Here is an 18,624-nt window from a genome sequence, read left to right as displayed (position 1 = left end):
AATGAATTTAATAAAAACATAAAAGCATGAAAAAGATAGGAGTTTTTATATTATTGGCTGCGGCTTTGACTTCTTGCTATGATGAATATGTGAAAGACTATGATTATGATGGAGTTTATTTTCCTTATCAGGAGAATGTCAGGACTTTTGTCGTTGGCGAGGGGTTGAAGATCGATGTAGGAGCTGTATTGGCCGGAGTTTTGGAAAATAATAAGGACCGTGTTGTTCGTTATCAGATAAAGAATGATCTGGTGACACCGGATGCTTTGGCACGGATGAAAAGCGGACAGAATTATATAAAGAATTCTGTCGCGGGTGTAAATGAACTGTTGCCTATGCCTGCGGATTATTATTCATAAAGTAATTCGGAAGAAATGGTGATTCGTAAGGGTTCACATGGCGGAACAGTTACTGTCTATGCGGATTCTGCTAAATTTCTTTCCGATCCGAAGACATTGAAAGCGGCTTATGCGTTGCCTTTTTATATAGAGTCGGCTGATGCGGATTCTATCATAGAGCCCATGCGGTATGCTGTGATCGGATTGAAATATGAAAATATGCTTTTCGGTAATTATTGGCATGGAGGAGTTCGGGTTGTAAAGGATGCGGCTGGTAATACGCTGAATACGGTTGCTTACTATACCCAGATACCACAGCCGGAATCTAAAGTCTGGATTTTATCTACAGTCGCTCCTTTTGAATTGGAGACAAACGGTCTGGCAGATGATGCGGATAAAGGTTCTATGAAGTTGACTTTAAATTCGGACGGGACTATTACGGTGGGAAAATCTTCTTCCTCTGACATAAATGTATTGCCGGACGGAGAATCCCGTTTTAATCAGGCCAAACTACTTCAGGATAGAAAAATATTCCTTAAGTATAAATACGATAATGGAGATGGTACTATCTCTTATGTGACGGATACATTAACATTCAGAAACCGTGTAAGAGATGGAGTGAATGAATGGCAGGATGAAAATCCGGGAAACTATGAGTGAGTTTTTTATTTGTGTTTTTTAAAAGAACAGTGTCTTTAAGCAAAGACACTGTTTTATAATATCTAATATCAAGAAACTATATGATTACAAGAAATGTACGAAAAGTTTGGAATACGGCTTTTCTGGCGTGTTGTTTATTAGCAGGAGGTGTGAATGCCCAACAATATAAATGGGACACGCCTCCTTATGCTGAAGATTATGCCTTTATCACAAACGATGGTGCCTGGTGTTGGTTTTCGGATCCCCGTGCGATTTATGTCAATGATAAGATGATTGGCGGTTTTGTGGATAAAGAGGGAAGCATCTGGGCTTTTAGTTATGATCCTGCAACTCAGGAAAGGCAGCAGTATAAATTGAAAGATAAGTTTGATTACGATGACCATGCGAATCCATCGGTGATGGCGCTTCCGGACAATCGAATTGCCATTTTCTTCTCAGCTCACGGCGGAACCAAGAATTCACCCATTTATTATGCGATATCGAAAAATCCGGCCGATATATCATCATGGAATGAATTACAGCAAGTCGATCCTGATATGCCCGGAAAATTAGGTGTTTGTTATTCCAATCCGGCTATGCTTTCTTCAGAAAATAACCGGACGTATCTCTTCTTTAGAGGACGTAATTTTAAACCGACTTTTATAGCGACAGATGATTTTAAAACCTGGAGTGATCCGGTAACGATTGTAGTCAATGACACGATTTTTGGGGAGAGTGGTCGTCCTTATATGAAAGTTACGACTAATCATAAAGATAAAATTTTCTTTGCTTTTACAGATGCCCATCCTCGTGATAGAGCAACGAATTCGATTTATTTTATGATGTATGAAAAAGGGAAACTGACTAAAGCAAACGGCGAAATTATTTCGGATAGCTTTGATAAGCCCGTGATGCCAAGTCAGACCGATAAAGTTTACGATGCAACAAAAACATTCGATAAGGCCTGGATTTGGGATGTGGCTTTCGATCAGGAAGAGAAGCCGGTCCTGGTCTATGCCCGTTTTTCTCATGCCAGAAGTACTCATTCTTATTGGTATGCCCGTTGGAATGGGAAAGAATGGGAGAATCATAAAATAACGGATGCCGCTCAGTGTTTTATGCGTAATGATTATAATAATAAAAATTATATGGAAACCGAAGAGAATTATTCGGGAGGAGTTTATCTGGACCATCAGAATCCTTCGGTTGTTTATACCTCGCGGCCCATTAATAATGTATTTGAAATAGAGAAATGGACATTTGTTGGAGGAAAGGATAAATGGAAGACAGAGGCGGTAACCCAGGATTCGGAACGTGACAATATTCGTCCTTTTGTTGTTCGTAATTATTTCGGTGATCAACCGAATGTCTTATGGGCTTATAATTATAAATATCCAGGCTTTAAGTCTTATGAAAGTGCTATCCGCGTGAATCAAAAGGCGAAAGGATTCGATAGCGGTCTGAATAAAGAAGCAATTAAAACAGTTGCCGCTAAGGTTGCGGATTGGCAGCTTCGTGATTATAAAACAGCGCCGTTTAGTAGTGGTGTCGCCCGTGGCTGGAGGAATGGAGTTCTATATAACGGAATGTTCGACTGGGCAGAATTGAGCGGTGATAATAAATATTTTAAGTATTTGGAGAATATCTTCAATAAAGAATATTGGCAGGTAGGTAACCGTATGTATAATGCGGATGATATTTGTGTGGCTCAGGTTTATTTGGATATGTATGTAAAGTACAAGAAGGACAATATGTTAATTCCAACATTGGCACGTGCGGAATGGGTACTCGAACACCAACCAGAAGGAAATATCGATATATCGAAAGGAAAAAGTGACCGTTGGTGGTGGTGTGACGCTTTATATATGGCTCCGGCAGTTTATTCCCGTCTGTATGCGATTACCGGCAATAGGGCGTTTATGAAATTTGCCGATAAGGAATTCAAAGCGACTTACGAACATTTATATGATAAAGAAGAGAAGTTATTTTTCCGTGATGGGAATTATCTGGATAAACGTGAGGCAAACGGAAAGAAGGTTTTCTGGGGGCGTGGTAATGGTTGGGTTATGGGTGGCCTGGCTGAAATATTGAAAACCTTACCGGCTGGGGATAAAAAATATCGTCCGTATTATCTGCAACTATTCCGTGAAATGAGTGACCGGGTAGCTGAGTTGCAATGTGAAGATGGTTTTTGGCGGACAAGTATGCTGGATATAGAAACATATCCGGATCCGGAAACGAGTAGTACGGGATTGTTTGTTTATGCACTGGCTTACGGCATAAATCAGGGATATCTGCCTAAAGATAAATTTTTACCGGTAGTAATAAAAGGTTGGAAAGCGCTTGTCGCTTCAGTAGATACGGGGGGAAAAGTCTGTTGGGTACAACCGGTAGGGCAGGCCCCGAAGAGAATTGAAAAAAGAATGACACAGGTGTATGGGACCGGAGGTTTTCTGATGGCTGCTTGTGAAATGTATAAATTGACAGAATGATAGCTACTTGTTTAGAAGTAGCTGTTACATAATTAGTAGTATGATTGTAAACCTCGAAAGTTTTTATTTACTTTCGAGGTTTATTTGGTTTATAAATAATGACTTTTGCATATTCGATGTTTTTATTTACTTTTGTTTATAGTAAGGAGTTTGTTTTGAGATATCGGATATATTGATGGATTTCGAGAATTTTTACATAACATGGTATTCGCGTGTCAAATATTTTGCGCGCGACTATGTCCTTTCTGATGAGGAGGCTGAAAATATCGCACAGGATGTTTTTCTGGAGTTCTATCAAAAGAGAGAGGAACTGGGTTTCCATATAAACCTGGTTGCCTATTTATTTACCTCTGTGAAAAATAAATGTATCGATTATTTACGGCGGAGATTGATGGAACAGGAAGCTGCTGTTAAAATGCAGGAGGAGTTCGATCTGTCTTTCCGTATGAAATTTGATTCATTGGAGGCTTTCAATATAGAAGGCCTTTCTGAAGACAATATAAAAGACATCATAGAGAAAGCACTTGATACGTTACCCGAACGGTGCCGAGAAATTTTTGTAATGAGTAAAATAGAAGGGAAAAAGCAGAAAGAAATAGCAGAAGAATTGAATGTCTCTGTGAAAACCATTGAAAGCCAAATGACTATAGCTTATAAGAAGTTGAGGGAGGAACTGAAAAACCACTTACCGCTACTCTTGTTCCTTTTATCTTCCTGGGAAAATTGAGATAAACAGAAAAAAAATTGATTTTGTTTAGGGGGATTATTTTTCCTGTTCGTTTACTATATAAAGAATCGTACACGATGGATGAAAGAATAATAAAATATTGTCAGGGAAATTTATCAAAAGAAGAACAGGATCAGCTTCTGAAAGAAGCCTACAAAGACCCTGCGCTGAAATCCCGGATAATAGATTATCAACATTTACATAGCTTGCTCGAATTGACTCCCGAACGGATGGACAAGGAGCAGGGCCGGATAAATTATGCCTGTTTCAGAAAGCTGGTTAATGCTCAAAAACGAAAAGTAATGCTGATCTCTTTCAGCCGGTATGCTGCGATCATTGTAATTGCTTTTGTTTCTGCATGGATGCTGGCCTCTTATTATTTTTCGGGGAATCTGGCAGAACAGAAAGAATTGATCGCTTTTCAGCAGGAACTGCTTGTCCCTGCCGGACAGCGTGCGGAACTGACGTTGCCTGACGGAACGAAAGTGTGGCTGAATGCCGGTTCGAAATTATCTTATCCTTCTTTTTTTGAAAAGGAGCGGAAGGTTTTTTTATCGGGGGAAGGATTTTTTGATGTGGCTAAAAACGAAAAAGTACCTTTTATTGTTTCTACCGGAACGATCGATGTAAAGGCTTTGGGTACTCAGTTCAATGTGTTCTGTTATCCGGGGAGTGACTATACCGGTGTTTATCTTCAGCAAGGGTCTGTGAAGGCTTATTTCCCGTCTTTAGAGTCGGAAGGAGTTGTACTTTCTCCGGAACAGTATCTGGTTCAGAAAGGGAAACGGCTGGAACTGTCGACGAAGGATCCGGATGAATTGTTGTGGCGCCAAGGTATTTATACATTTAAAAGGCAAAAGTTAGGAAGCATCATAAAGAAACTCGAATTATATTATGATGTAAAAATAATAGTGAAAGACCCGGAAATATTAAATTATGAATATGTTGGAAAATTCCGTCAAAGGGATGGCGTGCTGGAAATACTCCGGTTGATCCAGCGGATACATAAATTTAATATTAAAAAAGATGATGAGTTGAATCAGATCGTTCTGAGTAAGTAAAAAGAAGTATTAACCTTTAAATGTAATATGTATGAGCCCATGACAAATTAAAAAAATCGGCAGATATTGGCGTATCTACCGATTTAGCGAAAAGCAAACCCATTTGTGATCAAAAAAATAGTATTTACTTAACAAAACAAAGATATGAAAATAAATCCTTTGTTAATACATAAGTTATGCCCTAAATTAATCAAAAAAGCATTCAGGATTATGAAGATGACCTTTTTATGTATGTTTATTTTCGTTTCACAGTTATTTGCTTTCAACGGTGAGGCACAAAATAAAGTTGTAAACCTTCAGTCTGAAAACTTATCAATAGAAGAACTCTTTAAAGAAATCGAGCAGCAGACTGATTATCTGATTATTTATAGTACGAGTGAAATCAAATCAAACTTTGATATTTCATTGAATAGAAAAAAAGCGAAAGTTGATGAATTATTGAACGAAGCCTTACAAGGGAGGAATTTGAAATACGAACTCTCTGATAACTATATCATCTTGTCGCCTTTAACAAAATCTGAAAAAGATCAACAGACTGGTCGCGTTATTTCCGGAATAGTGAAAGATCGGAAAGGCGAACCGGTAATAGGTGCTAATGTCATGGAAAAGGGAACGACAAATGGTATCATTACAGATTCAGAAGGTCGGTTTACTCTGAAAGTCTCTTCGAATGCAGTATTGACCATATCTTTTATTGGATATCGGGCAATTGAAGTAAAGGTTGGCAACCAACAATCTCTGTCGGTTACTCTTGATGAGGATATGGAGGTATTGGACGAAGTGGTAGTTGTTGGTTACGGTTCACAATTGAAAAAGACGGTAACGGGCGCAATTTCTTCTGTTAAAGCCAAAGAATTGGAAGCTCCGAATGCCGTAAGTGCAGATAATTTGTTACAAGGGAAAGTAGCAGGTTTGAGTATCACACAAAATTCCGCACAACCGGGGTCAGGCATGTCTGTTAATATTCGAGGTGCACTTTCTCCAAATGGTTCTAACAGCCCGTTGTATGTGATCGACGGAGTGATTATCAGTTCCGAATCAAACAAAGCGTCAAAGGTCGGGCCGTCCGGTTTGTTAGGTACGGCTTTGAGAGATGGTTCGGATCGTAGTCCTTTGGCAACATTGAACCCTAACGATATTGCTTCGATCGATGTTTTGAAGGATGCGAGTGCTACGGCCATTTATGGTTCGTCGGCTGCAAACGGCGTGATTTTAATTACGACGAAGAAAGGGCAGAGCGGACGTCCGAAAGTGACATACAGCGGTTCATTCTCTGTACAAGGCGTAAATAAGTATTTCGACATGCTGAATGCTCAGGATTTCATGAACGTGGCAAATTTGGGTATGAAAGAGCAATGGCTGTATATCAATAAATATTATCCGTATGGTCCGACACCGGCTCCTGCTTCCGGTTGGGCTGTGTTGTATGATGAGAATCAGTTGAAGCAGACCGAGTCGTATGATCATTTTGACGAAATAAGCCGTACCGGCCTGATCCATAATCACAACGTTTCTTTCAATGCTGGTAGCGAGCGGTTTAAGGTCTACGCCTCCTTCAATTACTACGATCATAAGTCGGTTATGAAAACGAACGATCTGGAACGTTTCAGTGGACGTATCAATGTGGAGGCTGATTTCAGCAAATATTTGAAATTGAATGTGGCAAGTATGTATTCGCTCTTGAGCGCGAACAACCCGTCTTCGGGGCATTGGAGAGCGAATGCCAATGAGGCGAACCAAACGAATGCAGCCTTATATTTTTCTCCGCGCCTTCCGTTGGAGGATGAAAACGGCAACCTGACATTGCCAGAAAATGCGATGACGGCGAATCCGTTGGCCTGGAGCTATATGAGAGACAAGACAACGACCAAACGTTTGATGTTTGCTCCGAATCTGGAAATCAGAATTTTACCGGAATTGAAAGCGAATATGCAGATTTCTGTCGATAAGACAGACGAAAATCGTGATGTATTCTCACCGACTAAATCGATTTTACCTCAACAGACACAGCGTAACTTCGGTGGTTATTCCAACGCATACAATAATAATTATGGTATCGAAGAATATTTGAGCTACGACAAACAGTTCGGACGGGATCACCGTTTGAATGTTGTGCTCGGTACGGGATATTATGTGACATCCGGCAACAATTATTCTGTTACCGTCTTTAATTTCCCGTCAGATGCACTTGAAAACAATTATCTGGAATTGTCGTCTGATGTAGATGAAACGACTTACAACTCGGGGAGATGGGAACGGAACAAATTGTCTTATTTCGGACGTTTCAATTATACGTTCAAAGATCGGTACACGATTGGTGGTACATTACGTAACGATGGTTCTTCCGTATTTGCTGCCAATCACAAATGGGGATGGTTCCCGGGTGTTTCTGCAGCATGGACTGTTTCGGAAGAGAATTTTATGAAACAGCAGAAGGTGGTGGATTTCCTGAAAGTGAGAGCCGGTATCGGTACTTCCGGTAATGAAAGTATTTTGACGGGTGGAAACTATAGCCTGACGACTTATGGCATGGCGACCGGTGCATTCTATTATTACAATGGACTTTTACATAAGGGAATCGTTCAGAAGCAGAAAGGAAACAAAGACTTGAAATGGGAAACGGATGTGACGGTTAATGCCGGGTTGGATTTCGGATTGTTCAATGATCGTTTGAGCGGTAGTTTCGATTATTATGTACGTACGGCGAAGGATTTGCTTGATTTTACATCTTTGCCTGCGACTGATATGGTGGCTACTTTGGCAAAGAACATCGGCTCGACACGAAGTACCGGATTTGAAATCGGCCTGAAAGGGGTGATTATGGAGAAGAAAAACTTCGACTGGACGGCTTATCTGAACATGAGTCACAACCATTCATACTGGGTGGAACGGAATCCGGAAGTAGACATTGCCCCTTGGATTAAGGAGAAGGATGATTTGAGTCCGATTTACGGTTGGAAGACAAACGGTATTTTCCAGTCGCCAGAGGAGGTACAACAATATACTTCCAATGGAAAGGTTCTTCAACCGGATTCTTATGCCGGAAACAAGAAATTTGTCGATATCAACGGTGACGGTGTACTAAATGATGACGATATCGTGAAGCTGGGTAACAATGAGCCTAAGATGCATTTCGGCTTGGGTACGAGTTTCCGGATCAAAAATGTGATGGTCGATCTCGATACCTATGGTGTGTTGGGACGAAAAACGTATGACCAGTGGATACATCGTGGTTTGTGCGACAGCAAGATCAATACGAGTTATCGGTATAAGGAAGTCTGGACTTCGTTTAATACATCGGGTTGGTGGCCGGGTATTGCACCTAATGCGGCAGCAAACAGCAATAAGTCGGGAACCGATGATTTTTCTTTGCAGAACACGCATTATTGGCGCTTTAAGAATATCAAAGTGACTTATTTGTTGCCGAAAGATTGGATGAAAAAGAGCAAGATTGCTTCGAATGCTTCGGTTTATCTGGATTTGCAGAATACATTGTTGTTGACGAATTACGAGGGACTGGATCCGGAAATGGAACAAAACGCGTCTCCGCTCCCCATTCCGTTTACAGTCGTTTTAGGTGTCGATATTACTTTTTAATTTAATTTGAATGAATCATGAAAACGAAAATAATAGCTTTTTTATTGGCTTTGTGCATGACCGCATGGTTTAATTCGTGCGATTTGGATTCCAAGGTTTACTCTTCGTTTTCGGAAACGAACTTTCCGAAAACGGAAGAGGATGCGCGCTCTATGTTGACTGGGTTGTATGCCTATTTTAAATGTAATTCGGGGGCGGTGAATGATAATAGCAATGGTGCTTGGGTTTGGCCGCTCTTCACGACCGGTTATGGCGGATGGATCGGACTATCAGAGATGACGACCGATGAAATCTTTAATATTGAACATCAGGAAATCCACTTCAATTGGGGTAGCGCATTCGATACCTATTCGACTTATGCGGTAAGTCGTAATATTACGCGTGCGACTTATATACTGGATGTTTTCAGCAAACTGACGGATATGGATAAGGACGTGAAGAATGAACTGATGGCCGAGACGAAATGTTTGAGAGCCTGGATGATGTTTTGCTTTTACGATATGTATGGACCGATACCGGTTGTTACCGATCCGGCCAAAATCGACAATATCGTATATGAACCGCGTCCTTCGAAAGAAGAATACTTCAACCAGATGGTCAAGGACCTGACGGAAGCACTTCCGTATTTGTATGACAAGACCAATAATACAGAAAACTGGGGACGAGTGAACAAAGGGGTTGCTGCCATGCTGCTGATGAAGTTATATATGAACGATCACCAGTACGATAAGGCACTCCCGTATGCCGAAAGCCTGACACAGATGGGATATACGCTGTCCGACGATTACAGCAAAGTGTTCAGCGAAGAGCACAATAATGAAAATATATGGTCGGTTCCGAGTGGGCAGCAGATGGGGAACGAATGGTTTTTTTATATGATTCCTCCTTCTTGTGCCGAGGTTTGCGGGATAAAGGTTGCGCCTTACTGGGGGGTGACGTTGATGCCGTGGGAGTTTTACGATACGTATGCGAAAGAAGACAAGCGTTTGGCTGGTATTGCTGACCGCTATATCGGTACGGACGGAACTTTGTATTCGCGTGAAGGCAATCAGGGAGAGCGTTTGCCGTATGGTGCAGTTATCGTCAAGTATCTGTTACCGAAGGAACAGACGCAAGCCGGTAATATACCGTTGGTGGTTTGCCGTTATGCAGATGTCATTTTATCATTGGCAGAGATTGAAAATGAGTTGAACGGACCAACCGATAAGGCTTTGGGATATTTGAAGCAGATTACCGACCGTTCGGGCGTCACGCATACGATTCCGGCAGACATTCGGACAAGCAAGGATAAGTTTAAGGAGTTCCTGTTGGCTGAACGTGGACGTGAACTTTATTTTGAAGGTTGGAGACGTCAGGATATGATCCGTTTCGGCAAATATATTGAATATGGCTTGAGTAAGGGATATCCGGCCAAGGATTATATGACTTTGTTCCCGATTCCGCCGAAGGTCATTATCGAATCAGGAGGTATTGTTAAAAACAATCCCGGATATGAATAAATGTTTGTTGAGGAAAGAAGAATAGATCGTTTGCGATGAAGTGAACATTTATTTTTAGGCAGAAGAACAGAAGATACATCAGAGGCATTTGTTTGTTATTATAATTCTTTTGTTCTTCTGCTATTTTGTTTAAAACTTATTTAGAGGTAACTCCTCCATTATTTAAATACAAAGTTTAATCATCATGATAAAAAAAGCAGGGAATTCCTTTTTTTTATTATTTTTTCTTTTGGGTTTCTCCATACAACTTTGGGGAATGGAAAATATCGGGATAAAAAATGATATTATTTCTGTTATTCGGTTCGGAATCAAAAATGACGGTTCGGTTATTGGTGCAGAACTTAATCGGTTGGTAAAGGATAGTTATGGAAAAACGTTATATTTTCCCGCAGGAACTTATAATTTGTCGGAACCGATCGTATTACCGTTCGATTATACGAAAAATGTAAATATCGTATTTGATAAAAATGCGTTAATCAAAAGTGATTTTAGATTAGATGCTTTGCTGAAAGTCGGTTATTCTGAAATGTCGACACCGGATGTCACTCATCGACGTTTTTCTTATATAGAAGGAGGCATGTTCGATTGTTCTAATGTTGACAACGGTATCATGGTGAATGGCTTAAAACAATTAGTGTCTTTAAAGTATATCAGTTTGTTTAAAGGACGTAAAACCCATATCAGAATTTGTGTCTCAGATGATTTTAAAGGAACTGGAAGTAGCGATACTAAAATTGACAATATCACCATACAAGGAATTTCTTCCAACGAAGAAGTCTATGGTATCTATATTGATCATTCTTGTTGTGACTGTAAAATTTCCAATACGTTTATATATGGTACAAAATATGGTCTCGTTACAAAATCGGCTGGACATATATTGAATAATGTACATATTCTTTCTATGCATACAGGAGGAGGTTTGGATCTTGGTACTGATAATTATCGTCGGACGGAAGGTATACGTGTGGAAAGTGATGGCTTTTTTGTTTTTAATGAGATTTATTATGATACAATCGACAAATCGATAGTCATTGAAGCGGATAAGAATCCTACTTTGATTCTGGATAAAAATATATTTTATTCTTATTTGAAAAATTTCGGAACATCCTTTCTTTATAAAGATTCGTCTTCCATGACACCATTTCAGGTAAAAGTTTCTAATAGTATTATTGAAGTGGCAAATAAAGGGTATAAAATATTCGATATAAACCCCTCTCTTATAAGTGAGGATATTGAAGGCAATTTTTCATTTGTAAATTGTGCGTTAAGAAATTCCCGGTTATTGAACACATTGGATGTTTCTTTGGCACAACGGGTGAGAGGAAGAAGACAAGATGTTGTGTTACCGGGAAATCAATCTGTTATTGCTGGCGAATGGATGCCTGTAGGTGCAATTTTGGCATCCGGGGAGCATAGTTTATTGAGACTCGATCTTTCGAAAGATTGCGCTGTCGAGTTGGATCTTTTTTTCAGGAAAGGGGAAGATCCTCTAATTAAAAGCTATCGTAGGGAAGATTCGGAAACTGTATTTTTCGAAATTGGATATGTGGTTAAGGATTCTTATTGTATATTATTGGTGAAATCTGAAGAAAGTCAAATATCCCCTGTTGTCAGTGACCTGTTAGGGACAGGCTTGTTTATGCCTACTCCTTCTAAGGAAACCCGCTATTCTTTGTCAGATTATGAGATAAAAGAAGAGTCCGAAATTATATCTTTACTCTCTTGCTTTAAAAAAGAAAGAACCTATACGAATCCTTTGAGAACGACAGACAGCACTTACGTGTATGTGGCTGATCCATTTGTTTATAAGGCAGGGAATTTATATTATCTGACCGGTACGAGCACTTTGCCGGAAGGAGAAGGTTTTGTTTGTTACACCTCTTCCGATCTGATCACCTGGGAATATAAAGGACTTTTGTATCGCAAGCCGGAGAATCATATCGGTAGTTTTGGTTTTTGGGCGCCTGAGGTGGAATACTACAAAGGAAAGTTTTATATGACGTATAGTTGTTATGTGAAAGAATATGACCGTATGCTAACCTGTCTGGCTGTCAGCGAAAACCCTGGTGGACCTTTTGTTGATCTCCATACTCCCTGGTTCGATTTGGGATATTCGGCCATTGATGCAGATATATTTGTGGATGATGACGGAACCCCTTATGTTTATTTCAGCAAAAACGGCATGCAGGATACTTTAGCTACGGGTGAACTTTACGGTGCAAAACTGAAAGATGATCTTTCCGGTTTTGTTGGCGAGCCCGTTTTTATTTCCGGTGCTTCTCAGCCCTGGGAGAAAGTAAACTGGGGCAGGAACAGGTGTAACGAAGGCGCTTATGTATTTAAGAGAAACGGGACTTATTATATGACTTATTCCGCAAATGATACGGGATATGAGTCGTACGGAGTAGGAGTCTCTTATGCGGACAATCCGTTGGGACCCTGGACGAAAAGTGGAGATAACCCGCTACTGGCTACCTACATATCAAATGGTATTTCAGCACCGGGGCACAACTCGGTAGTGGAAGCTCCGGATGGAGACCTTTATATCATTTACCATCGCCATGCCGATGCGTCTTGTCAAAAGCCGAACTGGGATCGGGTTGTATGTATGGACCGATTATTTTTTGATGAAGAAGGTAAATTGCATACAGACGGCCCTTCGGCTATGCCCCGGCAAGTTTACTGGTGATTTATAAAGGAGTTGAATATGTAATTAATGAAAAATGAAAAAACTGATTTTATTATTATCTCTGTGTTTGTGTTGGCGGGTTTATGCCCAATCACCGGTTGAAATATCTTTTCCTAAAGAGAATATGTTTGCCTTAGGTTCCTATTATTATCCGGAGCAATGGGATTCTTCCCAGTGGGAGAGAGATCTGAAAAAAATGTCGGAAATAGGAATCCGGTTTACCCATTTTGCTGAATTTGCCTGGGGAACACTGGAACCGGAAGAAGGTATATACGATTTTGAATGGTTGGATCGTGCAGTTGCCTTGGCAGGAAAATATGGATTAAAAGTGATAATGTGTACACCGAGTCCGACACCTCCGGTTTGGCTGTCGAAAAAATATCCGGATATTCTTATCCGGAGGGATAATGGAGTAAATATTCAACACGGACGTCGGCAGCATGCATCATGGAGCAGCGAACGTTATTGTGATTTTGTGAAAAATATAGTCACGAAGCTGGCGGAACGTTATGGTAAAAATCCGACAGTTATAGGTTGGCAAATCGATAATGAGCCGGGACACTATGGTTTAGTCGATTATAGCGAGAATGCTCAACAGAAATTTCGTCTTTGGCTCCGTCGGAAGTATAAAACCATAGATCAGTTGAATGCAACCTGGGGGAATACTTTCTGGAGTGAAAGCTACCAGCATTTTGACCAGATCCGTTTACCGAATCAACAGGAATTGCCGGAGAAACCGAATCCGCATGCCATGCTTGATATGAATCGGTTTATGGCAGACGAGTTAGCCGGATTTGTTAATATGCAAGCGGATGTTTTACATAAAAATATTAGTGAAAAACAATGGATAACGACCAATTTGATACCGGTCTTTAATCCTGTGGATCCTGTGCGGATGGACCATTTGGACTTTACTACCTATACACGTTATTTGGTAACAGGCCATAAAATGGGAATAGGAAAACAGGGATTTCGGCTGGGAATTCCGGAAGATATCGGTTTTCCGAATGATCAGTTCCGAAATTTTGCCGGGAAAACATTTGGAGTTATGGAATTACAACCGGGGCAGGTGAATTGGGGCGTTTACAATCCTCAACCTATGCCGGGGGCTGTTCGTATGTGGATATATCATGTATTTGCCGGAGGAGGAAAATTCGTATGTAATTATCGTTTCAGGCAACCGTTGAAAGGAAGCGAACAGTATCATTACGGAATGGTCATGACAGACGGGGTTACCTTATCTCCCGGAGGTGAAGAGTATCGGCAGGTGGCTGGAGAAATGGAGCAGTTACGAATGGCTTATGATCCGGATAGCGAAATGCCGGAATATTTGGCGGCACGTCGCATCGGAATGCTTTTCGATATGAATAATTATTGGGAAACAGATTTCCAGAAACAAACGGATCAATGGAACACGATGTCGCATATTCATAAATATTATAACCTGTTGAAAACCTTCACCGCCCCTGTCGATATTATATCCGAGAAAGAAGACTTTTCCCGTTATCCTTTTTTAATCGCACCGGCTTATCAATTACTGGACAGTATGTTGGTGGAGCGATGGGTGAAATATGCAGAACAGGGAGGACATTTGATTTTGACCTGCCGTACGGGACAAAAAGACCGGAATGGCAAACTCTGGGAGGCTCCCTTGGCTGCACCTGTTCATTTTTTAGCCGGAATAGATAACCTCTTTTATGATCATTTGCCTGAAAGCCTGCAAGGCGGGGTGAACTTCGGTACGGAAAAGTACGATTGGAACAATTGGGCCGATGTCATCACGCCGAAAAAGGAGACGGAAGTGTGGGCTACTTATGCAGACCAGTTTTATAAAGGAGCGGCTTCTGTTGTTCACCATAAGCTGGGAAAGGGAACTGTTACTTATATTGGAATAGATACGGATGACGGAAAGTTGGAAAAGGATGTGATGCGCCGTGTCTACGAAGAAGCGAAGGTGACTGTCGATGACCTTCCCTATGGGGTTGTGAAAGAATGGCGCGATGGATTTTATGTGGCTTTGAATTACACTTCGACTACTCAGGATATCGCAATCCCTTCTCATGCTAAAATATTAATAGGCAGCAGGGTGCTGGAGCCGGCAGGCGTTGTGGTATGGAAAGAAAAATAGCGGACTGAATCTGATATTTTATAAAATAAATCGATCCTATTGAGGAAGGATTGGAGATATAAATCGTTTAATTTAGCAAAAAGTATTAAACCAGAATAAAAGATTTTTTTTTGTGGCAGTTTGGAGAAATCCCGTATATTTGCATGTTATAAAATAAGGAGAGGGGGATAAATCTCTCTTTACTTAAAATATATACGAGGATTTATATGGCAAAGAAAGCAACTACAACAAAACAAAATAATAATAATGAACCGGGTAAGTTCGCAATGATGAAAATGTTTTTCACTAATGAACGTACCCGTTTCATTACAGGGTTGGTGATAGCTATTATTACCATTTATATAGGATTGGCTCTTATCTCCTTCTTTTTTACGGGAGGGGCCGATCAGAGTAAGATAGAAAACGTTCCGTTGGCAGACTTGCTGACCAACAGAGGGTCCGTCGAGAACTGGACGGGAGTGCGGGGAGCTGTCCTGGCAGATCTGCTGATGAACCGGTGGTTTGGGATATCTTCTTTTATGATCCTGTTTTTCCTGGGGTCGGTAGGAGCTAAATTGATGAACCTGCGCCGGGTATCGCTGTTGAAACGGTTTTTGTTTTGTGCAGCCATGCTGATTTGGGGATCTATGTTTTTTGCCTTTGTCTTTATCAGCGGATATGAAGATACATTTATTTATCTGGGAGGACAGCATGGGTATTACCTGTCGGAGGTGATGATTACGAATGTCGGTATTCCCGGAACGATACTGTTGTTGGCGGGGGTGTTTCTGATCATCGCCATATTCTCCAGCAAACGGACGATACCGTTTCTACAAAGTGTCCTTTCTTTCGGATGGTTGAAGAATCGTTTGAAGAGGGAGAAAAAAGAAGTATTGGAAGAAGAGGATATCCATGAAGATGATGAGGATGAGGTAGCAGACCCGGTAGTGACAGAACAGCCGGACGAACGGCCGGAAACAGAAGAATTTGTTTTCGATACTGAAAAAGAAATAGAAACAGCCCGCAAGGAAGAGAGCCGGAAGAAGACAGAGGTTTATTCAACGATCTCCCATGATGATGCTTTTGAAGTGACAGTGCCGCAGGAAGAAGAAGTGTATGATGCTCCGAATGCGGAAAATCAGCCTGATGAGCCGGAAGATCTTCCCGGAGATCCTCGCTTTACGGTGGAAGTCCCGGCCGGAGACGATGAAGTGTATGATGCTTCTTCATTAGGTGAGTACGATCCGAAACTGGACTTGTCCGGCTTCCGTAATCCACCGATCGAATTGCTGAAAAAATATGATGTAAGCGACCACCAGGTCGATATGGAAGAACAGATGGCTAACCAGAAACGTATCAAGCAGACGCTGGAAAGTTTCGGTATCAGCATTGCCTCTATCAAAGCAACCGTCGGTCCGACTATTACCTTATATGAAGTGATACCTGATACCGGGGTCCGTATTTCAAAAATTAAGAATCTGGAAGACGATATTGCCCTGAACTTGTCGGCTTTGGGTATCCGTATCATAGCCCCGATGCCGGGTAAAGGTACGATCGGTATCGAGGTGCCGAATAAGGATCCGCAGATTGTATCTATGCAGTCGGTCGTTGCTTCACGTAAATTCCAGGAATCGAAATATGACCTGCCGGTTGTGCTGGGTAAGACGATTACGAATGAAATCTTTATGTTCGACCTTTGTAAGATGCCTCACTTGCTGGTGGCCGGTGCTACCGGACAAGGTAAGTCCGTCGGGTTGAATGCCGTGATCACTTCTTTATTGTACAGGAAGCATCCGTCGGAACTGAAGTTCGTCATGGTCGACCCGAAGATGGTGGAGTTCGGTATCTATTCCGATCTGGAACGTCATTATCTGGCGAAATTGCCGGATGCGGACAAAGCGGTAATTACGGACTGTACAAAAGTTATTATGACGCTGAACTCCGTTTGTAAGGAAATGGATGACCGTTATGAATTGCTTATGAAAGCGCATGTGCGTAATATCAAGGAATATAATGCCAAATTTATTTCCCGCCATCTGAATCCGGAGAAGGGGCATAAATTTATGCCGTTTATCGTGGTGATCATCGACGAGTTCGGTGATCTGATCATGCAGGCCGGTAAGGAGATTGAAACACCGATCGCCCGTATTGCCCAGAAAGCACGTGCCGTCGGTATCCATATGATCATTGCAACGCAGCGTCCGTCTACCAATATCATTACCGGTATTATCAAGGCAAACTTCCCAGCCCGTATGGCATTCCGTGTGATGCAGATGGTCGATTCGCGTACGATTCTGGATGCACCGGGTGCCAATCAGTTGATTGGTCGTGGTGACTTGCTGTTCTCACAGGGAGGCGATACAAATCGTGTGCAATGTGCGTTTGTCGATACTCCGGAAGTGGAACAGATCGTCAATTTTATCTCCGGTCAGGCCGGTTATCCGACTGCTTTCCTGTTGCCTGAATATGTAGGTGAAGGTGGTGAAGACAAGGCTCCGGGATCAGTGGATCTGTCAGACCGTGATCCGTTGTTTGATGAAGCTGCCCGTCTGATTGTGATTCAGCAGCAAGGTTCAACATCTCTGATCCAGCGTAAGTTTGCCATCGGTTATAACCGTGCCGGTCGTTTGATGGACCAGTTGGAGGCTGCCGGAATCGTCGGACCGTTTGAGGGTAGTAAGGCCCGTCAGGTCCTGATCCAGGATGAGTATAATCTGGAACAGTTACTGAATTCCCTGAAATAATATGTCCTTTAGTAAATGTAGTTTATGGAAAGAGAGAGAAAAATAAGAATATGGCGGGGAATCGCGTTTGTGGGATTTCTGTTGTGCCTTCTTTTTGGAACAAGAGTGATAAGCCAGGCTCAGAATCCGGTATCTATCCTCGATAAAGCGGCTTCTGCCTACGAAAACTCGAATGGTATAACAGCCTCTTTTGAACTGAATACCCGTTCGGATGTACAGAAAGTATCGGAAAGTTTTGAAGGAACGATCAATATGAAAGGCGATAAATTTACGTTGGTCACTCCTGATATGATAACCTGGTTCGACGGGACTACCCAGTGGACTTATGTGGAACGGAATGACGAAGTGAATGTGAGTACGCCGAGCGGAGAGGAATTGCAATTTACCAATCCGGCTTTGTTGTTACGTGTATATAAGAAAGGGTTTACTCCTAAGTATATCGGGGAAAGCACTGCGTCGAACGGAAAAACGGCTTATGATATCGAACTGACACCGAAGAAAAAAGGCGATATCATCAAAGTCGTGTTGCAAATCGAGAAGTTTTCCAATTTCCCTGCATCGATCAGGATCGAAGCGAAGAACGGAGTCAGCAACACGATTCATATCAGCCAATTGAAGACAGGGATAAACCAACCGGATGACTTTTTTGTTTTTAAAGAAAGCGAATATCCGGATGCAGAGGTGATAGACCTCCGGTAAAATAGAAGCGATGAAATAACAGCCAATTA

The 18,624-nt window shown here is 41.5% G+C and carries 11 protein-coding genes; all 11 read left to right on the top strand.

Annotated features, from left to right (window positions below; translation table 11 throughout):
- Nucleotides 1-26: 26 nt before the first annotated feature.
- The 11 genes from K6V26_RS15995 to K6V26_RS15945 all read left to right on the top strand — a co-directional run bounded on the left by K6V26_RS15995 (nt 27) and on the right by K6V26_RS15945 (nt 18,595).
- Entirely contained in the window at nt 27-359 is a 333-nt protein-coding gene (locus tag K6V26_RS15995) for a hypothetical protein (protein WP_224263278.1), read from the top strand.
- Between the two features lie 15 nt (nt 360-374).
- Nucleotides 375-998, top strand: a complete 624-nt coding sequence (locus tag K6V26_RS15990) for a hypothetical protein (protein WP_224263277.1) — start codon at nt 375-377, stop codon at nt 996-998.
- A gap of 80 nt (nt 999-1,078) precedes the next feature.
- On the top strand, nt 1,079-3,469 hold the full coding sequence (locus K6V26_RS15985) for a glycoside hydrolase family 88 protein (protein WP_224263276.1): 2,391 nt from the start codon (nt 1,079-1,081) through the stop codon (nt 3,467-3,469).
- Between the two features lie 175 nt (nt 3,470-3,644).
- On the top strand, nt 3,645-4,196 hold the full coding sequence (locus tag K6V26_RS15980; protein WP_007657398.1) for an RNA polymerase sigma-70 factor: 552 nt from the start codon (nt 3,645-3,647) through the stop codon (nt 4,194-4,196).
- Between the two features lie 77 nt (nt 4,197-4,273).
- On the top strand, nt 4,274-5,257 hold the full coding sequence (locus K6V26_RS15975) for a FecR family protein (protein WP_224263275.1): 984 nt from the start codon (nt 4,274-4,276) through the stop codon (nt 5,255-5,257).
- A 210-nt stretch (nt 5,258-5,467) separates the two neighbouring features.
- Complete coding sequence (locus tag K6V26_RS15970) at nt 5,468-8,854, top strand: TonB-dependent receptor (RefSeq protein ID WP_224263274.1); 3,387 nt, start codon at nt 5,468-5,470, stop codon at nt 8,852-8,854.
- A 17-nt stretch (nt 8,855-8,871) separates the two neighbouring features.
- Complete coding sequence (locus K6V26_RS15965) at nt 8,872-10,353, top strand: RagB/SusD family nutrient uptake outer membrane protein (RefSeq protein ID WP_010802308.1); 1,482 nt, start codon at nt 8,872-8,874, stop codon at nt 10,351-10,353.
- A 184-nt stretch (nt 10,354-10,537) separates the two neighbouring features.
- Nucleotides 10,538-13,045, top strand: a complete 2,508-nt coding sequence (locus tag K6V26_RS15960) for a family 43 glycosylhydrolase (protein ID WP_224263273.1) — start codon at nt 10,538-10,540, stop codon at nt 13,043-13,045.
- A 34-nt stretch (nt 13,046-13,079) separates the two neighbouring features.
- Nucleotides 13,080-15,173 (top strand): beta-galactosidase, encoded by a 2,094-nt coding sequence (locus K6V26_RS15955; RefSeq protein ID WP_224263272.1) that lies wholly within the window; start codon nt 13,080-13,082, stop codon nt 15,171-15,173.
- Nucleotides 15,174-15,379: 206 nt separating this feature from the next.
- Nucleotides 15,380-17,896: an FtsK/SpoIIIE family DNA translocase gene (locus K6V26_RS15950; RefSeq protein ID WP_224263271.1), complete on the top strand. Its 2,517-nt coding sequence runs from the start codon at nt 15,380-15,382 to the stop codon at nt 17,894-17,896.
- Nucleotides 17,897-17,920: 24 nt separating this feature from the next.
- Complete coding sequence (locus K6V26_RS15945; RefSeq protein WP_007657411.1) at nt 17,921-18,595, top strand: LolA-like putative outer membrane lipoprotein chaperone; 675 nt, start codon at nt 17,921-17,923, stop codon at nt 18,593-18,595.
- The last annotated feature ends 29 nt before the right edge of the window (nt 18,596-18,624 follow it).

The sequence above is a fragment of the Parabacteroides goldsteinii genome, assembly GCF_020091425.1.
Classification (GTDB): domain Bacteria; phylum Bacteroidota; class Bacteroidia; order Bacteroidales; family Tannerellaceae; genus Parabacteroides; species Parabacteroides goldsteinii.
This window is presented reverse-complemented; position numbering and strand designations above follow the sequence as displayed.